Genomic DNA, 21,232 nt, shown 5'->3' with positions numbered 1-21,232 from the left:
AATTTTATTTAGTGAACAGATCGTCTGCAGACCAGGTTGGATTTTTGGCGTAAGCTTTCCAGAATATCTGGTCTAAGTCGAGGTCGAAATTCGTTTTCCAACTGCGGGTGTTGGTCAAAATCACAAAATTAAATCCATTATCCAAACGGGCCTGTTCAGTCGCCGTACCGGGCAGACTTCCCGTATGAACATAGTTATTGCCTGTAATGCCCCAGCCGCATCCATAAGCTGTATTGGCTGTGGAGCCGGTATACATCATATTTAAGGTTGATGGTGTAAGAATATCCTTACGCACCGGAAATTTATCAATATAAACCAGGAACCTGGCCAGGTCGGCAGCTGTAGCGATCCACCCCCCGTGCGAATCCATCCGGCTGATATTGTAAGCATAAGGATCTTCACCATACTGGCCGTAGTAAGTAACTTCCTTTGGCAGTTTTTGGGCAAGTGTGTTACCACCAATGGTCATGTCTGTGATGCCGATAGGTGTCAATACCAATGTTTTTATCGCTTCTTCATAGGTTTGTCCGGTAATTTTTTCTATCACCCGCCCCAATATACAGTAACCAAAATTCGAGTAGGCATAACTGGTTCCCGGTATATGGTCAAGCGGACGGTTATCTAAAGTCCAGGTGATGAGTTGTGCAGCCGTCATGGTTGGGTTGGTAAACATCGGGTCGTTGTTATCATTAGCCCAACCTCCGGATGTGTGGTGCAGCAGTTCGTCAATCGTAATATCGGTAATATGCGGGCCGTAGGTTTTAGTACCATAGGTTTTACCTAATATACCGCCGTCGCCAAATACTTTGTCATCCAGCTTTATCTTGCCCTGATCAAGCAGCCTCATAAGGGCAACAGAAGTGAACTGTTTTGAAAGGCTCGCTATACGGTATCTATCGCTGATAGCAGCTTTAACATTCTTGGATTGATCACTTGTACCATACGCTTTCAGATAAATCAGCTTTTCGCCTTTGGTAATTGCTACAGATACTGCCGGAACATTATAAGTGGTCATAAAAGTATTTACCTCGTCATCTAAAGCGGCAACGGCAACTTTACTGGCAGCAAGGGTATCAATGACCGTTCCTGTATCTGTTCCCGTGCCGGTTCCTGTACCTGTTCCAGTATCCGTTTTAGTTATTGAAGGCGTGTCTTTACCGCAGCTCGCAAAAAGCAACAAGCCGGCAACAGCCAATAATTTGGTAAATTTTAGCGCATTCATTACAAAGCAGCAAATGCCGTGCTCATAATTTTTTTTCATAGGTATTAGGTATTTATTGTTTAATTAATAATTGAACCCCGTTTAATTGCGAAAGCCTGTCAGGGAGCCCAAAGAGACATAAGTAGCTGGTAAAATACTTTCGCGTTTGTTGCAAATGCTTTTGAGTTTGTTGTATACTTAATCAACTACGTAAACAGACATTTTAAATTTACCCCTGGTAGCACTGCATCATTATTTTAGACAGGTGCCTTATATCAAGGCCTATTTGCAGTTGTAAGTAAACGCATTTACGGCCGAACCACTAATGGCCATGCTAACCGGAAAATTTTTATCGTTGTATTGATAGGTAATGTTTGCGTTAATATTCACAGGTGCCGACCCAAAGTTTTCTACCAGTTTCCCGGAAATTTTTACCGGGTTATTTTTGCTCAGTATTGCGCAGCGGCTTGCCCAATAACGAACCTTATCCAGGTTATATGCTGCAAAGCCGGTAAAATCTCCGCCTATAAACTTCCAATATTTTGAAATGGCCGTGTATGGGGAGGGCTTATCGTCATAGGTGATATTTAGTAAGTCATCAGAAGTTTGTTTGTGATCGATACGGGTTTCACCAGTTTGTGGTATGTAGAACCTCCGCTCGTAATCATATAAAATTTTTACCTGTGTTACGTTATCATTGGCATCATAAGTAAAATTGAGTTCAACTTCGGCAAGTTTGAAATGCTCGGCATCCTCGGAACCGTTACCGGCCATAAAAACAGTGGTCAGGTGTTTCTTTGAGGCGTCATATAAGAATCCAAACAGCGAGTCTCTTTTTAACGAGGAAGGTGGATTTGAAGCAGAAAATACCTGGTGTACAAATTCCGGATTACCGTCATAAACGTTTCCGCTGCCACCAGTATAGCTATAAGTAGTTTTAATGATGCCGCTGTAATGGGTACCATCACCACCAATCGACTGAGTAGGGTAGGTGTCAACAACTTTAGCAGCTGTAATGGTTTCAACAAAAGGCCCATAGTAATAATTGGGGCCTGTCATCTTTATAAGATAACCTTTATCATCGTATTCAAATATCCGGGACCCGAGCGCCTGGTCAACATCGCCCGTAATAGCGCAGCCCGTGATATTTAGCACGGGAGGAGTAGGGTTATTGGAGGGTTTACCACAACCATACAAATGAATTAATAAGCTACCCATGAGTAAGGCAGCAAGCGCGGATCTGGCAATGCTTTTTCCATCTTTCTCTGAAATAATGCCTGCCATCTCATCTTTTCCGGGTCTTGAGGAGATGTTTTGCATCCTGCCAGATGTAAAGTGGGTTTGAAGTGTTTTCATTTTATGGTTGATTTTATGGTTTGATTTTGATAAATATGTACAAAGTAATGGGGGGTATCTTTTTGCGCCAGGCGCAAAAAGATACCAAGGTCAATCGGAAGCTAGTTTTATGGGTATCGCAACATCTTTTCCAACATCAAGGATGTGAAAAACAAGACTCGAGGTGTTGTTGGGCACCTCAAAGATTACGGTGCCAACCAATTCGGCATGCCGCTCAACCAGTTCGCTTAAATCTCCTGAAGGTGCGGTAAGTGCCCCGTCAATGGCAAGCCTGAAACCCTCGTTCCAAAAAGTAGCCGGCGAATAGTTACTGTTGTTTTTGTATTTAATTTTAATTTTCAGCGAGCTGCTTTCAGGTGTTATTGCTTCAAGTGATGAACTAATGATCTTATATTCGTGGTCTTCTATTTTTATCTGCGTCATTGAAAATACTGGGTTCAATTTTTCAACCGGCTTTTGTGGGTCTATTGGTTTACTTATTAAACTATCCGCCTCATTTAAAGCTCCCGGTTTTGTTTCGGCAGATACTTTGTTTGCCGCCGCCGGTTTACTAAATAACCCCGCCCCGTTTAATGCCACAATTAATCCGGTAATGGCTGTAACTATGCCGGCAAAGCCTGTAATAATTCCCGGCAGGGTCGTCCAAAAGCTCTTTTCATCGGGCATAACGCTGTTTGTTTTGGTTTATCGTTTTGGGTTAAGGGAATTGCTATGTTCCCGGTTATTTCTGTCAATAAGCTTTTTCTTTTTTTTGCTGTCCATGGCCAGGGTTACTATGGCATATATGAAGACGGCCAACATTGCCAGGATCTCTTTGGTGTCTTTTTTGACAATACCGTCTACCACGCAAATGGGGCCCAGCACTGCCATGCAAATAAGGGTCGGTTTTCTCGGCAATAAAATGGCCATGGTAAATAATTAAAATGGTTAACAAATTTTGAGGTGTATAAAAGCTTATTGTACAACCAGGTCAGCTTCAATATTTAGTTCATTGTCTGCTTTTACCTTGTCCCAAACGTGTACTTTAACGTGATAGGTTTCGCCGGCTACCATTGGGCTTGCAAGGGTAATGTCTCCGCGCAATTCGGAGGCTTCCGCCGGGGGATGCCCCTGGTCACCTGCAAACAGGTCGTCGGCTTTAAGTATGGGAGTCCCCTTCTTATCGGTCACCACAAGCATCATCCCCGGAAAAACTTTACCGTCCTTAAGGGCATAGTTGTTTAGTCCGACCGCTGCTATAGCTATACGGGTATTTAAGTTTACTTTATTATCGGTCATTCGTTTATTAGCCGGATCGATCAATAAAGCATCCTGCACGATAAAGCCGTTGTAACTGAACGATAAACCGGTGCGGAGGTCTTTTTTGGCACCTTTACTATAGTTGCATCTGCTAAAGATCAGGCAGTTGAGTAGCACAGTAAGCAGTATTGCTAAGGTTGTTTTTAGGCTTTTCATAGGTATGTAAGAATATTTTGTGAAATGATTTGGAAACGCGTTAAACAGTACCAATACAAGTTATAAGACAGTCGTAATCATTTCACAAATAAACATACCCCATCCAGAATAAATTTTCGCGTATGTTGCAAATCCTTTCGAATTTGTTGCGGTTTTTATTGGCAAGCAACAATTTTGCTTAAATGCTAAAGGTTAATGGCTATGGATTAGGCTTCTATCACCTTACTCGGGGCAAAGCCAAAATGGCGGGAAAAACTGGTGGAAAAACTGGCCGGACTGCCAAAGCCAACCATATAGGCCACCTCCGATACGGTTGCCGCGCGACGTTCCAACAGGTCATGCGCATATTGCAGGCGAACGATCCGGATCAGTTCGCCGGGGGACTGGCCAATGAGGCCTTTGAGTTTGCGGTGCAGTTGGGTGCGGCTAAGCCCAATACCTGCAGCAAGCTGATCGGCTCCGTAACTTTCTTCGTTGAGGTGGCTTTCCACAGCCTGGCGTACCCGCGCTATGAATTCCTGCTCAATGGTAGGCAGCGCAGTGGTATCCTTAAACCACAGGTCGCGGATGCTGTAATGCAGGCGTAATTGCTCGCGTACACTGATGAGGTTTTCTATCAGGGCAAGTAATTCCCGTTGCTCAAATGGCTTGGCGAGATAAGCATCGGCACCTTTTTCAATCCCTTGTATACGGCTGTCCAGTCCTGCTTTAGCAGTTAAGATGATAACGGGGATATGGCTGGTCTTTTCGTCTCTTTTAAGCGTTTCGCTTACCTCGTAACCGCCTACCCGGGGCATCATCAGGTCGGTAATAACCAGGTTTGGGATATGCTGCAAGCCAAGGGCTATACCTTCTTCGCCATCTGCCGCCGTTATTAGCCGGTACCTGCCGGCCAGCGATTGTCGTATAAATTCCCTCAATTCGGGATGATCCTCGATCACCAGGATGAGCGGGCTGCTTTCATCGGCTACTAATACTTCGTTGGCATCGTTCACTGGCGTAAATAACTCATCAGGCAAGATTTCCACTGCCGGTTCGGAAACCGCCTTGGCAAGTTCGCAAGGCATATCTATCCGGATCTGTGTATACAAACCTTCGGCACTCTCGACCGCTATCTGCCCACCCATCAGTTCAACCAGATCTTTGGTAAGTGCCAGGCCAATACCCGTACCTCCTGCCGACCGGGTATCGGACGGATCGGCCTGGTAAAAGAGCGTGAATATGTAGGGCAGTTTAGCCGCAGGAATTCCCTGACCCGTATCCCTTACTGTAAGAACAAAAGCGCTGTTGGGTACTTCTGCATTTTGCCATAGTATTATTTCTATCTTTCCCTCGTCGGTGAATTTTATAGCGTTCGATAGCAGGTTCAGCATGATCTTATCCATTTTATCCCGGTCAGCTAAGACCCAAAGTGTGTCCCGGTCGGCAACGAAATGCAGATGAATGCCCTTTTGTAAAGCCAATGATTCGTAGGAGAGTGTGTGCAGTTTTACAAGCGCCACCAGATCTACCGGTGCCAGGTTCACATCCATATGGCCGCTATCTACCTTGCTTAAATCTAACAGCTGGTTGATCAGTTGCAGCAAACGTTCCGCATTGCTGATGATCAGCCGGAGGTTTTTATTGGTGTCCCCTGAAGGCGCATACAGCAATTCCTTGGCCGGGTTCATGATCAGGGTAAGCGGTGTTTTAAACTCGTGCGTAATGTTGGTGAAAAAGCGCGATTTAACGGCATCCAATTCCAGCAACTTACTGGCCTGTTCTTTCAGCTCTGCGGTGCGCAGCTGCACAACCTCCTCCAGCCGCCGGGCTTCGGTGGCTATCGATTCCGTTTTTTCGGCCTCCTGGGCAAGGGCCCGCGCCGATAGATTTTCTACCTCCCTTAGTTTAGCCGTAAGCTTTTGATTGGTACGCGCAAAATCAAGCGCCAGGTAAAGCGATAAGCAAAGCGGCAATACTAATGATCCCGCGCCCATTACAAACAAACGCATAGCATTCTGCCCGTAATGCCAAACATGAAATGTATCATCCCAGGCGAAAAAATAAACCAATATGATGGTGCCGGTGCCGATGCCGATAAGCCATGCATCTTTTTGCCCCCTTTTTATGACCTGGGCTACCGACCACAGCCCATCCATCATAAAAACAATATAGGCAACGGAATAATAGTCATCCCATTTCTCCACCCTAAAAACCCAAAAAGTTAAAACATAACCTGTCAGGTAAAACAGCGTAATGCCCGTTAAGGCGGCCATGCGCCAACGCGGCAGCCGGTGGTAATGGAGCGCATAAAGCAACATGACCGCCGACCACATGATCAATGCCTTACAGGCAAAGGTCGTAAAATCAGCAACGTATTGTACCGAAGGATAGGGCGTTAAATAAAATTGGTAAACAGCCATGCCATTGATACCGATCAGCAATACAAACAAAGCATAATACACGTTGAGTTTTTGCCGGGGATAAAAAAGAAAGAACAGGAAATGCAGCAGGCCAAGTACCAGCTGTGCAGCGGCAAATAAGGGCAAATAATCAAGCAATTGTTTGTCGGTACCTGCTTTTTCAGCACGTTTTACATAATCACCTAGCGAAAGCTGGAACCCATAGAAATTGGGGTAAACCCCAAAGAAATTGGAATAACGGATCGCGAGCAGATGAGGGCGGGTATCGGCAAACCAAAGCGGGATGAGGTCTCTTGGCGCACGAATGGCTTGCATCTGCTTCGCCGAGTGGCCCACCTTGCCGTAACCACCTATCGGTTTGCCATCCATAAATATTTCAGAAGCACCATCGTGATTAATAGCGATGAAAAGTTTCGTGTTCACCAGTACTGTATCCGCCCTTACCCATAAACCAAACCAGCCCATGCCCCGCCAACGTCGTGGCGCATCGGTTTTGCCAAAAATGGTATGGTGCAGGGTGTCCCAGCCAGCTGTAGAAGTTACAGGTTGTTTATTGCCGGGCAAATCACCGGGGTGAAAAAACCAAACCGAATCATCGAGGAGAACCCGATTATATTTACCAAAATCACTGCCGCGTATTGCGGTTGGCTGCTGAGCAATGGCCCGATTTATCAGGCATAATAATGCCAGGCACCCCAAAAACGTGCAACACCTTCTGTACTTATATGAAAAAATATTCCTCCTATCCATACAAAATACCCGGCAACCCTAGTTTCTCAAAAATAATACTTTAAAATCGGGCGGGCAATGGTAACGGATAATATAACAGCATAATGGTGGGAGATTAAGTTGATCTTGACCACCTGGATTCCAGGGTAAGTCTTAATGATAAAATCTGCCCGTTTAGCTCCGGTCACAGAATGGCTGGGTGCATCTTCAATAGCTTTGACGTTAAATGTCCGCTAACAATTAAGCCCGGCATATAGCCAGGCTTTCCCAAACAGGATGCTCTTTTATTTTAGTTTGCTGAATTTTTCTTTTCCGTTACTTCTTTTCGGATACCGGTAGCGACAACTTTGATTTGTTGCAGTGCATTCCGCAAACGGGTACCGGCCGCTTTGTTTGATTTCTCATAGAATGCCTGGGCATCATGTTCAGCGCTTTCAACCAGCGCCTTTAATTGGGTGAATTTTCCATGTGTTTAAAATTTAATTGAGCACAAAACTAACAATTTAGATAAATGTTAGTCGTCGATCTTATCTATCTTCTTTTGTTCTTCTTCCGGAAAATCCACATACTTAGACATATCCTTAACAAATCTTCTCGCGAAAACCGCGCCTTCGTCCTTGCTTTTCATCACGTCGTCATCGCCCAGATCGACATGCTCCCCGTAGATCGCTTTTTTCAATTGGACCCTCCCGTGAATCTCGTCAAGCTTTCCTCTCACTTTTCTACCATGGTATAATCGGCTACACCGTTTTGCAGCAGTTCAGCAAAACTCGAATAGGGGGAAGGTCAACTTTCATCATCTTCTGCATGACCTCGCCCCATTGCAGCACTTCATGTACCACAAATTCTTTATTATTCCGTGACTGGAACTCCATTACCATCGCCAGGAACATTTCCGGTGTCCGTTAAACCCAGGCTTGATCCTGAACAGCTTCAAAAAGAAATTTAGTAGTCCCATCGCCCTTAAATAAAGTGAGAGCCCGGCTTATTATAAATATAAGCATAGCTGTTCCGCTTTGTCAAGTTTCACCCTACATATAAAGGATATTATGGCAAGCCCTCCGGGCCGGGCTACGCTGTATCTGCTTTGCAGGTATCCGCTGCTCCCTTGCGAAACCCACAATCATTCCGCAAACTTTTCAAATCAAAAACCAGCTTCTCCCCACAGGGTTCAGAGCGAACTATAATTGATTTTCGCCTTTATAACCTCGCCAATGCCATAATCCGAATAATATGCATTTGCTTCGGGATGAGTGTAGGATTTTAATAAACTATTCAAACAGCGCACCAGTGTTTCGCCTATCCAGTTCCGGCGGGATCAGCTAAACTAAAGATTGATATCAGGTCTTTGCCGGGCGACAAGGTGTAGATATTACAGGTCCTTTTCTTTGCGCATCATGCTAAGAAAGGCCGCGGTTATGCCCAGGTAGCTGGCAATATGCTTTTGGGATATACGCTGTTCCAGCCCCGGGTAATGTCTCCGGAATTCGCGGTAACGCTGCTCGGCGGTTTTTGACAGGTTAGACGTAACCCGTCGCTGAAACATATCAAATCCGTTTTGCGTGAGGATGCGAAAAAAGCGCTCGAACCTGGGTGCCTCGGTAAATAGCCGTTCGAGCGCAGGCAAGGAAAAGTAACACACTTCTGTGTCTTCCAATGCCTGGATGGAGTTGGTAGCAGGTTTCGCTTTAAAAAAACTTACAATATCGCAAGCCCACCAGTTCCCGGGGTAAAAGCAGAGGTTGTGTTCCTGCCCGTCCTTATCGGTGTTGTACATGCGCAGGCAACCTTCGTTAACAAAGTAAATATGCCGTTCGATCTCGCCTGGGCGCAACAGTATGCTGCGTTTGGTAACTGTCTTACGTTGCAACAAGGCAAGCACTTGCTCCTGTTCGTCAGGGGCAAGTGCTATATGCAAGGCAAAATTGGACAGGATAAGCTCGGACATATCAGCAAGTATAACCTTTAAAAGTCAATTTTGCGTGTCATGAACAATTTCAATTCCGCTGTTCCGGCCTCACGAAGCGGGTTAGCTATTTCATGATATACATCGCTTTGCGCGATAGTTATGAACGCTTCAGCATTGGGATATTCTACCAATACTATCTCGTCCCATTGCTCGTCCTCATCGGCAATTATATTAGCTACTACCTTGCTCACCAGTTTTAGGCTGACGCCTTCAATACCCAATTGCTGCACCACCTGGTTAAATGCCGGTATATACTGTTCAAAGTAGATCTTTTTGTCCCTGAACTTGATCATGTTCAGCATCAACACAGGCCCTTGGCCCGGTTCAATATTCGGTAATGTTATTTTCATGATTTCCTGTTTAAAAAAAGCCTACAATGCGGGTGATGCGGTTCTCGCTGTCAAATTCAAAATAATCCATGCCCTCAACCGGGTATCCTTCCGGGCGTACGGCCAGCCAGCGGAAACGGCCGCTTTGATGATGTACCTGCGGTTCTGCCAGTACCTGAAACGTTCGTGGTCCCATTTGTCCGTACGAACTGATGATCAGGTCGGTGATCGCGTCCTGCCCGGAAATGGTATCCGTTAACCTGTCGGTGTAGGTACCATCAGGGGCCCAGCATTTACCGATCTTTGCCATAATGGCTTCTCGTTCGGTCTCATTCCATGCACTCGTATAAATGAGAATGGTTTGTTCTATGCTTTTGATGTTTTCCATATAACAAAGTTCGGCAGCTATTGCCGGAAAAAAGTTCAGGTAGTTGAAGAGTTTAAATTATTTGAAAAGCACTTATGGAAAAAATGATATGGTCTGTAGGCACTTACGCAGCACCTTATTATATGAAGTTCTGAATTTTAACGGCGATTGGCTGGTTTTTCTTTTTGGATAATTTGCTGAGTTACAGAGAATAATAGGGTCTAAACTGTGGACGATCTCACTCACGAACAAATCAATGGTAGATACTTTTTTCTTTGGCTTTTCAACGAGTTTCTCGTGAGTGATCTGGCTATGTCACGTATCCCAAGTCGAAAATCTGATCAGTGGCGGATCAAGTGATCAAGGCGGTATTTAATTCAAGCTAATATACGCTGCAAGGAGCGCTAAAGAAGTGAATGCCCGGCAGCGGACGATCACATTACTCAGACCATCATAGAAGACCTCGGCGTAAAAATTGGGGTGACTGTAAAGAGCTACTTTTAGTTTGTCTTCCACACGCATATCAACAAAAATACCCTGCATAGCCGTGGCTGCTTTTTCTTCAGTTTGAGTATGTTGAAATCATTAAGTGTCATCACAATTCGTAAGATTCCCGAAGGTAAACAAACAAACCTGGCCGGATATCATCCAGTTGTGAGATCCGGATATGATTTTCGAATTTATTACCTGTAGCTACGCTTTTGATGACCGGTTTCTCGGGATGCAGAACCTTCGAGTAAAATTTCAGGTCCAGTTCCTTTTTCATCGGCCGGATAATAAGAAAACCTACGCGTCGGGTGAAAACAATGCAATTGGGCGTCACTCCAATCAACACCTTTGGCCAGTCCGCGACTTCGGCCAGGATCTTGTCAAAGACAAGCAGGCCATTTTACAGGCGGATGATTACCGCCATTACCGTCATGTCGACCGAGCCCATGCCGCACAGGATGTGGCTCTACAGGTTTATTGGCAAGACGTCTATGAAAAGTTAATTGCGCTGCGGTCTTGAAAATCGCGCCGCCCTGCCACTTGCTGCTTTCATCCGCAGCAGGCAGAACGGCGTGTTGGGTTGCCAGACTTTCAGCAAATCAAGCCGCTACTCCCTTTGCTGAAATACTGGCCTTAAACCATAAGAATGATGGTTAGGCTGGGCAATTGAACTTATCTTCAATTATAACTGAACCCGCGTTTGCCGGGCCGGATGAGTAAGCTGTGCGACACTGATATCCCGCTGGAATGTTCCCAATGTGCCGGCACCTTTGGCGCCTCTTTTGTTTAAAAACAAGTGATCGATACGCACGGGACCTTTGAATCAGCCCTGCCTTCGTTTGATGTGAACTTTCCGGTTGGACGACCCAAATGCAATGCTGCCCGGCGTTGACCATGATCTTTTGGCATTTCCGGGATAACAAGTCAATAATTAAATGTAAACGCCTGTCCCGCGCTGTTGGTGACTGTGATTCCCCAGCGAAAGTTGTCCGATTTGCCCGATTCAATAAGGATTTTGTCATTTACCTTGCTGCCATTGTTGTCGAACTGAATGCCTAACGGCGGGAAATTGTTGTCCAGTCCGTCGTTGGTGTCATAACTGATACTGTAATGGTTTGTAAACGCGCAGCCCGAGGATGAACAAGCTGAGCGCGACTCACTGAACTCGAAAAATCGTACCGTGCCGTCCAGCGTCATCCCATCAGTAATATAATTCTTAAATGTAATGAGCATATCAAAATTAGTAGTGCTGGTGCTTGATGATGAGGACGAAATTCTTGTTTTATAGTAGCGGCCATTTATCACCGCCTGTCCTCCGTTTGGCCCGGATATCGTCTCATCTTTATAGGTTTTTTCCGTTTTAGCGATCATCGGTTCAAGTGTCGCTGTCCACAAATTATTGATCTTTAAAAAGGCTGCTTTCGCAGTGGCTTCATCGGTAATTGCCCTACCGGATGCACCCCCGGTGCCTTCTTTTTTACAGGCGCCAAAACCGATAGTGATTACAATTGCTAAGATAAAATTGAACTTTTTCATACGGGTAATTTTTAGTTGATGATTTCTGTATCAAAATTACCGCAGGCATTTTTGGGCAGCAATAGAACAAAAGTTACATAATAATCAATAAATTAGCTTCCGGCTTAATGTAGTTAAACGATGAAGTTCGCCTCGCTGACCGGGCTGATGTTCCTGTGCCTCCTATTAACTGCTACCGCGCAAATGCAGGTGGGCCTGAACAAGGACAGCCTTAAAAAAGTCTTAAGCAATCAGCCTGATGATAGCCTGAAAGCCAGGACGCTGATCACCCTTGGCCAGCAGTATGAAAGCAGCCAACCCGACTCAGCCGTATATTATTACCAGCTATCAAACCAGTTAAGCCAGCAATTACATTACCCCGCCGGCGTAGTGCGTTATATTGCTAACTATACGGCAGTTTTAAACGTGCAGGGGAAATTTGATGAATCACTAAAATTAAACCTTCAGGCAGTTGAGCTCAGCCGCAAAGCGGGCCTGAAACAGCAGCTCGTGAAATCGCTGATGAACACGGGTGCGGTTTACCAATATAAAGAAGACTACGCCAGCGCGGCTCATTATTACCTGCAGGCGCTTCCCCTGTTGGAAGCAGCGGGCAGCACGCAAAATTTGTCATTGGCTTATGGTAATCTTTGCGGCCTCTACCGTAACCTCAAGCAATCGCAAAAAGCGTTAACTTACGGCCGTCTTTCGCTAAAATATGCCGAAAGCGATCATGACCTTTATGCCACCGCTTCTGCCTGTATTAATGTTGGTAATGCCCTTAAAGATGTTGGCGCAATAAAGGAGTCTATTAACTATATGACCAGAGCGCATGATATCGGAAAAAAGATCAACGATGAAAATTCCCAGGAAACAGCGTTGATAGGTCTTGCCGACGCCTATCTCCAGTTGAACCAGCCGGACCGGTACATAGGTTATTTTCGTCAGGCCCTGCCATTGGCAGAAGCCATTGAAGACGTTTCGGGTAAAGCCTATGCGCTTAACGGGATATGCCTGGGCTTATTCTGGCAGAAGAAATATCCTGACGCAGAAAAATTATTGAACAGCAGTATGCTTTTTGTACAACGCCATGATCAGAAAGAAGTATGGAATAAAATGCTGCTGCTGATGTCGGATGTGCAGATCGCGATGGGCAAGGCTGAGAATTCGCGCATCTACCGAAGCCGGTATGATTCCATCAGCAATATATTGCTGAACGCGCCTTTACTGAAAAATATCCAGGAACTGGAAACGAAATACGGCCTTGAAAAAAAACAGCGGGAGATCCTGCAAAAAAACCTGCTGTTGGAACAAAAGGAGCGCGAAACCCAGCGCCAGCGCCAGTGGCTTATCGTTACCGGCGCCGGTATGGTTTTCCTCGCGTTACTGGTTTTACTGATCTACCGGTTCTATTTGCAAAAACAACAGTTGAATACCAAAGCGCTACAGGTATTGAAAGCCGAGCAGGAAAGCGAACGTTTAAAAGCTGTTTTGGAAGGAGAACAGCAGGAGCGCCGCCGGATCAGCCAGGAATTGCACGATGATATGGGGGCCGGCCTCACCAGGATGCTCTTTCTCAGCCGGACCATGGGAACTCCAAATGAAACATCCGGGAAAATAGCGGCAACCGCTGAAGAACTTATCGGAAAAATGAACGAGGTGATCTGGACGATGAGCGACGAACAGGATACACTGGACAGCCTGGTTGCCTATATCCGGGCAACTACCGCAGATATGTTGGAAAATGCCGGAATAAACTATACGTTTCAAGTAAATGAGCCTATGGGTACCATGCCTTTGAACCGGGAATTTCGCCGAAATGTTTACCTGGCCGTAAAGGAAGCGGTGCACAATGTGATCAAACATGCAGCAGCTTCCCATGTACAAATTATAATCTCCAATAATGGAAAACTGGAGATATTGGTGCAGGACAATGGTAAAGGATTTGAAAATAACGGACAGCGGCGTGTGGGTAACGGGATGAAGAATATGCAATCCCGGATGGAACAGTTGAACGGCAGTATGGAAGTTTTATGTAAGGAAGGAACCCAGGTGCGCTTTGTGGTTCCCTTACCCGTATAACTTTTGTTATACGCAATGATTGTATGAAACTTAAGAACTTTACGGTATGGAAAAAATACTTGTCAGTATTGTAGAAGATATCGCCGAGATCCGTGAGGGCCTGCGTTTCATGATCAATCAAACTAACGACTTTTCTTGCCTGGCCGTTTATGAAAATACGGCGGATGCTTACCGGGGCCTGCTCAGCAATCCGCCACAACTGGCTATCATGGATATTTCACTACCCGACGGTACTGGCCTGGACTGCATCCGGAAACTGAAAATAGCAGGCAGTACCACGCAATTTATGGTATTTACCATTTACGAAGATAGCGAACAGGTTTTTGAAGCACTGGCTGCCGGAGCAAGCGGCTACTTGTTAAAGAACGCCTCGCCGGGTAAGATTGCTGAAGCATTAAGAGACCTGCAGGATGGCGGATCGCCGATGAGCGCATCTATCGCACGCAAAGTGGTGAATTCCTTTAGGGCATCTGACGAGCAAAATAAACTTTCCACACGTGAAATGGAAGTTCTTGGCAGGCTGGCCAAAGGCTTTTTGTATAAAGAAATCGCGGACCAGTTATTTATCAGCACCGGGACGGTACGGCAGCATATTCATCACATCTACGAAAAGCTGCACGTGCAGAATCGTACAGAAGCCATTAACAAAATATTTGGCAAGCAGGGGTAATCTTCACCGACGACCGTACTAAATGTAACTTTTGTTCTATTTCCATGGCTATCCGTATGGGGTAATTTTGAGTAGTCATCAACAAAATTATTCCATTATGAAACAAATCACTTCCTTGCTGCTGTTAGCATCACTGCCGTTTTTAGGCATGGCACAAACCAAAGAACAGGCACTGCAAAATGTAAAGGAACGTAAAGGCTGGTACATCGGGATAGGCGGTTACGGGGCCATACAAACCACCCATTGGAAATATGAGCAAACTCCACCGCCAACGGGCGTACCGTTTTATAACGCGGCAGCGGGCTTTGACCATGACGTGAGCCGTACTTTGCTGGCCTTGGGTATCGAAAAAAAATCGTTGTTTGGAACTCCTGCATTAAGGGACGGCATATTTTCCAATCACTACGACCATTATGGCAACTACATCGATACGCATTATGACCCCATTTTTAATTTCGTGGATTTTGATTTCGGGGCCGATATACTGTTCAGCCCATCGGCCAAAACAACTGCCAACTGGTTAAGCGATGAAAATAACCAAATTTCTGCCGGGGGTATCACTGCCGGTGCCTATGTTTATTTCAGGGCGCAATGGCTTATCCTGCTCAATCCAAAACTCAGGATGAGCGTGCTTTCAACAGCATTTGGCGCGCAATATATGTACCTGCATAATAATGGAAAAGATGTCGCCACGCAGGCTTTGGTAAAAGATTTTAATTACGACAAAGGCTGGAATGAAAACATCACGATAGCCTATCTTTCCATCGGCACCCTTGGGTTTGAAACCTCCAAATTCAGCATTACCCCTGAAGTAAGGGTTTTCTCGCTGGGCACCTCTTCAATTACCTTGAAACCGGAGCGGCTTATCGGGGATGTAAAGGCGGATGGGCAGCCATCGGTGATCACTTATGGAATCAAGTTCATGAAAAAACTTTGAAAAGTATTTTGCCAATTTGAGGAAGGAGAGGCCAGGATGGTTGATGTCTTAACCCGTTAGTTGCACATGATTTTTAGGTTTTATTGAGTAGTTTGCTAATACTTAATCTTTGCAGGATAATGAAAAGCAAACAAAACACGCCCGACAGCGAATGGGTACCGGTTCACCAAGAGATAGGCGGAAATGTCGTTCCACCCGAAAATTACACTGGTCAAAAGTTGATCATTATGGGAAGTACTTATTCTATATTGTCAGATAACGAAGATGAAGGCATCATCAAAACCAACGGTAATAAACTTGCGAGCCCAGTCTCGGGAACTTAGATTTCGTCCCCTGACTGGGCAGAATTCGACCCAGCTTGTCGAAAGCTTAAGAATATTAGCTGAAACTACACCTTAGCTTACGCCTTTTTTTATGCCGTAAATTCCAACGCTGCTCCACGAATAGTTTCCAATATAATTTCGGTATAAGAATAGTGTAAAGCGGTAAAACTCGAAGCAGGGATTATTTGTTGCTTCACTCAAATTACCAAAAAAGAAAATGTGACATATAGTATTTAAGTATCATGCAGGCAATGCAACTAAATAAATTTTAGTCTTTTAGCAGCAGCTTGAGTAAATTGCGCATAATTATATATTTGTACAATGTCCAATTTTGAAGCGTTTTTCGATTACATTCAAAAAATATCAGGCAAAGTGCTTTCCGAGGATGATAAGCATTTGTTGACAGCACATTTCATATCCAGAAAACTCCGAAAGCGGCAATACTTTTTACAGGAAGGAGACGTATGCAAATATATTGGGTTTATTGTGAAGGGCTCCGCCAGAACTTTTACGGTAGATGAAAAAGGACATGAACATATCCTGAAATTAGCGGTCGAAAATTGGTGGCTGGCCGATTTTGAAAGTTTTTACCGGTTAACGCCAAGTCGCTTTAATATTGAAGCGCTGGAGGATCTGGATATTCTGCAATCAACCAATGCGGAAATTGAGGAGTTTTTGAAGCAAATCCCTGCCTTTTCAGCGATGTCGAACGTGATCAGTCAAAACAACACCATTGCAACCCAGAAAAGAATACAGAATATTAGCTATTCGGCTGAAGAGCGCTACGAGGAATTGATTAGCGATTATCCTTCTTTTCTACAGCGTTTCCCGCAAAATATGATTGCTTCGTATCTTGGTTTATCATCTGAAACTTTGAGCAGGATAAAGAAAAACGCTTTAAAATAGTTCGTTAGCAATTTCAGGCTTCGCTATTATACAAATGTCCTGTTAAGTTGAATCGACCGGGAATCTTCTCTTCCCAAGATAATAAAAAAATCTGCCTGATCAATGTCTGGATTCGCAAGGGTAATTTGTCAATTACTTCTACTTTGAACGCCAATTCGTAATTTGCCAACACTATACTTCCCTGGATAGGAAACAGTGCTCAACAATGGAATATAGGCCGTTGTGTTCTTTCAGACGATCTACATCTTTGATTTTTTCACTGCTGCCTTAAATGCCTATTTTATAATCAGTTACCATATTTTTTTGATTTAAGTCAACACTTTGAGGTGACATTTATCGGGTGTATTTAATGATTCACGTCAGCATGCAGTTCGTTATGATACAGCATCTTTGATTGTGCTTCAGAACGGAAAAAACCTGGAGGATTTGAATATAATTAATAATAAAAATCATGAGTAAATTAGAAAACAAGGTAGCGGTAGTTACCGGTGCTTCCAAAGGTATAGGTGCAGCTATCGCCAAACACTTTGCTGCAGCAGGCGCAAAGGTTGTAGTAAATTATGCCTCAAGCAAAGAGGGCGCAGATAAAGTAGTGAAAGCCATAACCGACAATGGAGGCACAGCCATTGCAGTACAGGCCGATGTATCTAAGAAGGCTGATGTAACCAGGTTGTTCGAAGAAGCGAAGACAGCTTTCGGCACTGTGGATGTTTTAGTCAATAATGCAGTTTCGCAAGGATACGCACCTATTGAACAGATATCGGTAGAGGCTTTTCATCAAAGCTTTAGCGTTAATGTGCTTGGGCCAATCCTGACTATCCAGGCAGCTTTGAAACTTTTTGGCAATAGGGGCGGAAACATCATCAATATCAGTTCGGGTGCCAGTAAATACCCACTTCCGAATGCCTCCTTATACTCATCAACGAAAGCTGCATTAGATGCCTTCACCATTGCTTTGTCGAAAGAACTGGGTGCAAAAAACGTTCGCATCAATTCTATTTTGCCGGGCGCTACGGATACGGAAGGTGCAGCCAGCGCGGGCGTTACTGCAGGCAGTGAGTACGAAAAGATATTTGTTGAAAAAACACCCCTTGGACGCAGGGGACAACCCGCAGATATTGCGAAAGCGGCAGTATTTCTGGCTTCCGATGACGCAGCGTGGATCACAGGAGAGCAAATTTCAGTTTCGGGTGGTATGTATGGTTTTTAATTCGAAAAGCTAAAAATTAAAGTCAGTTAATCATATCTATGGTTAACGGTGGTTTACCAAACCATATAGTAAATATATTAAGAATTACACTATGAAATTAATAGGCATCCTTGGCGCCGGGCATATCGGCAAAGCCGCAGCCACTCAATTTTTGGCAAATGGTTGTCAGGTTTTGATCAGCAATAGCAAGGGACCTGAAACACTTACCAGTGTTGTCTCACAACTTGGAACCGGAGCAAAAGCTGTAACAGCGGCCGAAGCTGCTGCAGCGGACATTGTTTTGATAGCAGTACCCTGGCCAAATATCAAAGATCTTACAAAACTCACGGACTGGAACGGAAAGATCGTGATCGACGCTTCCAATCGTTTTGAACAAGGTGACGGAATTGAAGACGACGGACTGGCATCAAGTGAAGTTGTTCAAAATTATTTACCTGGCGCAAAAGTTGTAAAAGCTTTTAACACCCTCTTTGCAAAGGTACTTGCCGAAAATCCGGCTGTTGGAAACGGGAAAAGGGTTCTTTTTATTTCCGGCGACGATAAAAATTCGAAAGCTATCGTGAGTGAAATTGTCAGTAAAATTGGCTTTGTGCCCATCGACCTCGGCACGCTTGCAGCCGGTGGGAAATTACAGCAGTTTAGATGGCCGCTAAATAGTCAGAATTTTATTAAACTTTAAAAAACTGCACAGAGGCACAGGCAAGCAAATTTCCTGCTCAGATGGGATATAAATTTTTTAATTCATTAATGGAAAATGAAAGACAAAGAAACACGGGATAATATCCGAATGGTGGAGGATTTATTTGCAGCATTTGGCCGGGGTGATGAGCAAGGCTTGCTGACGCTTGCGGCCGAAGATATTGAGTGGATAACTCCGGGAGAGGACTGGCCGCTGGCTGGTACGCGGCGCGGGCACCCTGGATTATTGGATTTAATTCAGAAGTCCACCGAAAAGCTGGAAACGTCATTCCCGGAGGCCCCAGAATTTGTAGGGCAGGGAAACCGGGTTCTGGTTATTGGCTTCAGCACAGGGAGGGTTAAAGCTACGAATAAAAAGTTCGAGGACCATTTTGTTATTGCCATTACCGTTCAAAATGGCAAAGTGACTAACGTTAGGGAGTATGTCGACACGCAAGCAATGGCGCGAGCTTCCGAAAAGCCGCAGGTTTAGGTTTCACCGATAGGGCATTAATAATTTTACAAAAGTATAATTTCTTTAAAATCCCTGCTTCGCCCGGAAACAGGGATTTTTTCCATTAATGAGATGCTGAAAATCAAAAAATAAAAGATTTAAGCAAGAGAATGATCCCCAGACTGGGCAGAATTCGAACCAATTAGTGGAACAATTGAAGCTATTGAATAACATTGAAACGACAAGCAAACTCGATTTTATTTGACACAGAACTCTTGTCATTAAATAGTCAAGCCTTCTATCTGGAAAATATAGGCTTGACTATTGAAAAAAGCAAATGTATTTTATCTAATAAGCACAAAGTACTGCTTTGGATTATTAGCGCATATGATACCTGTCCCATTAAGCAAGTGATGGAAAAAAGGCCTACCAACTTAAATGGTCCGCCGTTCTATAAGTCTATCCCGTTTTCCGCAACTTATTTACCATAAGTATATTTAAGGAACTTCTTTAATTCCGTTGGTTTTCTTCCCAGTAAATATTCAAGATCACTTTTCTGTGTATCGAATTCACCATTACTTATAGCAGTAGAGAACGCGCCTAAGAATCCGACAACCTCTTTCGGAACGCCGGCATTGCTAAGTGCATTGCTGTAAGTATCCAGGTCAGGCTTCAGATAGGGCACCTTTTTACCGGTAATATCAGTCAGGAAGCCTGCGATATCTTCGAACGAATAAGCGGTATTGGCGGTGATCGCGTATGTCTTGTTCTCATGTCCGGGAGTCGTCAGCACTACAGCTGCCGCTTCGCCAATATCCGTTCTGGGAACAAAGGGAACCTTGCCGTCACCGGCGGGAAAGAAGATACCCTTCTCTAAAAATCCTTCTCCGGCAAACTTGTCGATCGAGTCAGCGTAAAGCGTGTCGTTAAAGATAGTATAGGCAAATCCGGACCGTTTGATATATTCGGCAGTACCCCTGTGTGCCTTGATCACGAATGGAATGGCTGTTCTTTCATCGTCGTTAATTTCCTGACTGATATAAAGGATGTGCTGTACACCATTCTTCTTAGCGGCGTTGATTACGTTCTTATGTTGCGCAAGCGTATCTGCCGTCACATCATTCGAAGAGATCAGGAAGAGCTTGTCTACACCCTCTAAGGCATCTACAAGCGAATCGTAGTCATTGTAATTTCCTGTTTTTAGCTGAACACCTTTTTCACTCAAATTTACTGCTTTGTTTTCATCTCTTACCAAAGCGGTTATTTCAATGGCCGAAACACCTTTTTCTAAAAGTGATTGGATTGCTGCATTTCCTAAATGCCCTGTTGCACCTGTTACTAAGATCATAATTTATTAAATTTATATTTATTAATTACTTTTGTTACACAAAGTTACTAATGGTGATTTCAAAAAGTAACTGTTACCTTTTGGTAACAATGGGAAATAGTGGTAACCTAAAAGTGACTAATGGAAAATAAAATGGAAAATACCCCTTGTCCGGTTACGGCGACGATAACTATGATCGGTGGAAGATGGAAACCGATCATCCTTTACAATCTGTCGGACCATACCAGACGCTTTGGTGAAATAGCTGTACGGATGCCTTTAATATCCCGGAAAGTGTTGAGTGAACAACTGAAAGAACTGGAAGCGGATGGAATGATCAGCCGCCAGGAATTCAAGGAGATACCGCCCCGTGTAGAATACTCCTTAACTGAGTTGGGGAAAAGCGTTAGGCCTTTATTGATACATATGGCAACTTGGGGTCAGGAAATGGTATTGAACGCCCGATCAATTAAAGTAAAATGATTGATTTTTATGCCATTTAACTGAGATTCTGAAGCACTATTAACTTGAATCGAAAATGTAAGCACTGACCTGTGATCCCAGACTGGACAGAATTCGAACCACATAGTAGAACAATTGAAGATTTTAAACGAGTTACCACTCGTATAAATGGATTCGATTTCTTACGGGCTGATTGACACTTACTATAAAATTACAAAAGGCGCTTACCATTAGCACATTGCGGAATTCTTCTTCTGACTGTTTAAGACAATAGCTTCATCCCTTTTTATTTTAAGGCTGAATTAAGTTAATTCAATAAAGACTTCTACAAAGTCCTAAACCCCATATGAACAAACTGGTATTGCAGTAAA

21 protein-coding genes and 2 pseudogenes are annotated in these 21,232 nt (G+C 44.3%); 9 read left to right on the top strand and 14 right to left on the bottom strand.

Going from position 1 to position 21,232, the window contains the following annotated elements; translation table 11 throughout:
- Positions 1-4: 4 nt before the first annotated feature.
- The 13 genes and pseudogenes from M2273_RS28995 to M2273_RS28935 all read right to left on the bottom strand — a co-directional run bounded on the left by M2273_RS28995 (position 5) and on the right by M2273_RS28935 (position 11,833).
- Positions 5-1,261, bottom strand: coding sequence for a serine hydrolase domain-containing protein (locus tag M2273_RS28995; RefSeq protein ID WP_429401586.1), 1,257 nt, complete (start codon positions 1,259-1,261; stop codon positions 5-7).
- Between the two features lie 222 nt (positions 1,262-1,483).
- Complete coding sequence (locus tag M2273_RS28990) at positions 1,484-2,557, bottom strand: hypothetical protein (RefSeq protein WP_429401584.1); 1,074 nt, start codon at positions 2,555-2,557, stop codon at positions 1,484-1,486.
- Positions 2,558-2,647: 90 nt separating this feature from the next.
- Positions 2,648-3,223, bottom strand: coding sequence for a hypothetical protein (locus M2273_RS28985; protein ID WP_429401581.1), 576 nt, complete (start codon positions 3,221-3,223; stop codon positions 2,648-2,650).
- 18 nt (positions 3,224-3,241) lie between these two features.
- The gene (locus M2273_RS28980) at positions 3,242-3,466 is read right to left on the bottom strand and encodes a hypothetical protein (protein ID WP_429401579.1); all 225 of its coding nucleotides are present in this window, start codon (positions 3,464-3,466) and stop codon (positions 3,242-3,244) included.
- Positions 3,467-3,511: 45 nt separating this feature from the next.
- The gene (locus tag M2273_RS28975) at positions 3,512-4,012 is read right to left on the bottom strand and encodes a hypothetical protein (RefSeq protein ID WP_429401577.1); all 501 of its coding nucleotides are present in this window, start codon (positions 4,010-4,012) and stop codon (positions 3,512-3,514) included.
- 206 nt (positions 4,013-4,218) lie between these two features.
- The gene (locus M2273_RS28970; protein ID WP_429401575.1) at positions 4,219-6,978 is read right to left on the bottom strand and encodes an ATP-binding protein; all 2,760 of its coding nucleotides are present in this window, start codon (positions 6,976-6,978) and stop codon (positions 4,219-4,221) included.
- Between the two features lie 454 nt (positions 6,979-7,432).
- Positions 7,433-7,606, bottom strand: a pseudogene (locus tag M2273_RS28965) (histone H1); the annotation flags it as partial.
- A 51-nt stretch (positions 7,607-7,657) separates the two neighbouring features.
- Positions 7,658-7,861 (bottom strand): hypothetical protein, encoded by a 204-nt coding sequence (locus tag M2273_RS28960; protein WP_429401573.1) that lies wholly within the window; start codon positions 7,859-7,861, stop codon positions 7,658-7,660.
- Between the two features lie 654 nt (positions 7,862-8,515).
- Entirely contained in the window at positions 8,516-9,091 is a 576-nt protein-coding gene (locus M2273_RS28955) for a Crp/Fnr family transcriptional regulator (protein ID WP_429401571.1), read from the bottom strand.
- Positions 9,092-9,108: 17 nt separating this feature from the next.
- The gene (locus M2273_RS28950; RefSeq protein ID WP_429401569.1) at positions 9,109-9,462 is read right to left on the bottom strand and encodes a hypothetical protein; all 354 of its coding nucleotides are present in this window, start codon (positions 9,460-9,462) and stop codon (positions 9,109-9,111) included.
- Positions 9,463-9,472: 10 nt separating this feature from the next.
- Positions 9,473-9,829 (bottom strand): nuclear transport factor 2 family protein, encoded by a 357-nt coding sequence (locus M2273_RS28945; RefSeq protein WP_429401567.1) that lies wholly within the window; start codon positions 9,827-9,829, stop codon positions 9,473-9,475.
- A 574-nt stretch (positions 9,830-10,403) separates the two neighbouring features.
- Positions 10,404-10,673, bottom strand: coding sequence for a DUF5655 domain-containing protein (locus M2273_RS28940; protein WP_429401648.1), 270 nt, complete (start codon positions 10,671-10,673; stop codon positions 10,404-10,406).
- Positions 10,674-11,221: 548 nt separating this feature from the next.
- On the bottom strand, positions 11,222-11,833 hold the full coding sequence (locus M2273_RS28935) for a hypothetical protein (protein ID WP_429401565.1): 612 nt from the start codon (positions 11,831-11,833) through the stop codon (positions 11,222-11,224).
- Between the two features lie 120 nt (positions 11,834-11,953).
- Between M2273_RS28935 and M2273_RS28930 the strand changes: the two genes are divergently transcribed.
- The 8 genes and pseudogenes from M2273_RS28930 to M2273_RS28895 all read left to right on the top strand — a co-directional run bounded on the left by M2273_RS28930 (position 11,954) and on the right by M2273_RS28895 (position 19,111).
- On the top strand, positions 11,954-13,894 hold the full coding sequence (locus M2273_RS28930) for a tetratricopeptide repeat-containing sensor histidine kinase (RefSeq protein WP_429401563.1): 1,941 nt from the start codon (positions 11,954-11,956) through the stop codon (positions 13,892-13,894).
- A gap of 46 nt (positions 13,895-13,940) precedes the next feature.
- Positions 13,941-14,564: a response regulator gene (locus M2273_RS28925; RefSeq protein WP_429401561.1), complete on the top strand. Its 624-nt coding sequence runs from the start codon at positions 13,941-13,943 to the stop codon at positions 14,562-14,564.
- Positions 14,565-14,661: 97 nt separating this feature from the next.
- Positions 14,662-15,501 (top strand): hypothetical protein, encoded by an 840-nt coding sequence (locus tag M2273_RS28920; protein ID WP_429401559.1) that lies wholly within the window; start codon positions 14,662-14,664, stop codon positions 15,499-15,501.
- 119 nt (positions 15,502-15,620) lie between these two features.
- Positions 15,621-15,824: a hypothetical protein gene (locus tag M2273_RS28915; protein WP_429401557.1), complete on the top strand. Its 204-nt coding sequence runs from the start codon at positions 15,621-15,623 to the stop codon at positions 15,822-15,824.
- A 321-nt stretch (positions 15,825-16,145) separates the two neighbouring features.
- The gene (locus tag M2273_RS28910) at positions 16,146-16,730 is read left to right on the top strand and encodes a Crp/Fnr family transcriptional regulator (protein WP_429401556.1); all 585 of its coding nucleotides are present in this window, start codon (positions 16,146-16,148) and stop codon (positions 16,728-16,730) included.
- A 451-nt stretch (positions 16,731-17,181) separates the two neighbouring features.
- Positions 17,182-17,940 carry an SDR family NAD(P)-dependent oxidoreductase gene (locus M2273_RS28905; protein ID WP_429401554.1) on the top strand — a complete coding sequence of 253 codons (759 nt, stop codon included), beginning with the start codon at positions 17,182-17,184 and terminating at the stop codon, positions 17,938-17,940.
- A gap of 67 nt (positions 17,941-18,007) precedes the next feature.
- Positions 18,008-18,619: pseudogene (locus M2273_RS28900) on the top strand (NADPH-dependent F420 reductase); the annotation flags it as partial.
- Positions 18,620-18,694: 75 nt separating this feature from the next.
- Positions 18,695-19,111, top strand: coding sequence for a nuclear transport factor 2 family protein (locus tag M2273_RS28895; RefSeq protein ID WP_429401552.1), 417 nt, complete (start codon positions 18,695-18,697; stop codon positions 19,109-19,111).
- Positions 19,112-19,550: 439 nt separating this feature from the next.
- Here M2273_RS28895 and M2273_RS28890 read toward each other — a convergent pair whose 3' ends face one another.
- Positions 19,551-20,420 carry an SDR family oxidoreductase gene (locus tag M2273_RS28890; RefSeq protein ID WP_429401551.1) on the bottom strand — a complete coding sequence of 290 codons (870 nt, stop codon included), beginning with the start codon at positions 20,418-20,420 and terminating at the stop codon, positions 19,551-19,553.
- 132 nt (positions 20,421-20,552) lie between these two features.
- Between M2273_RS28890 and M2273_RS28885 the strand changes: the two genes are divergently transcribed.
- Positions 20,553-20,882 carry a winged helix-turn-helix transcriptional regulator gene (locus M2273_RS28885; RefSeq protein ID WP_429401549.1) on the top strand — a complete coding sequence of 110 codons (330 nt, stop codon included), beginning with the start codon at positions 20,553-20,555 and terminating at the stop codon, positions 20,880-20,882.
- Positions 20,883-21,232 lie beyond the last annotated feature (350 nt).

Origin of the sequence: Mucilaginibacter lappiensis (assembly GCF_050433765.1) — a bacterium.
Taxonomy (GTDB): Bacteria; Bacteroidota; Bacteroidia; order Sphingobacteriales; family Sphingobacteriaceae; genus Mucilaginibacter; species Mucilaginibacter lappiensis_A.
Note: the sequence above shows the minus strand (reverse complement) of the source record. Positions and strands in the feature narration are given on the sequence as shown.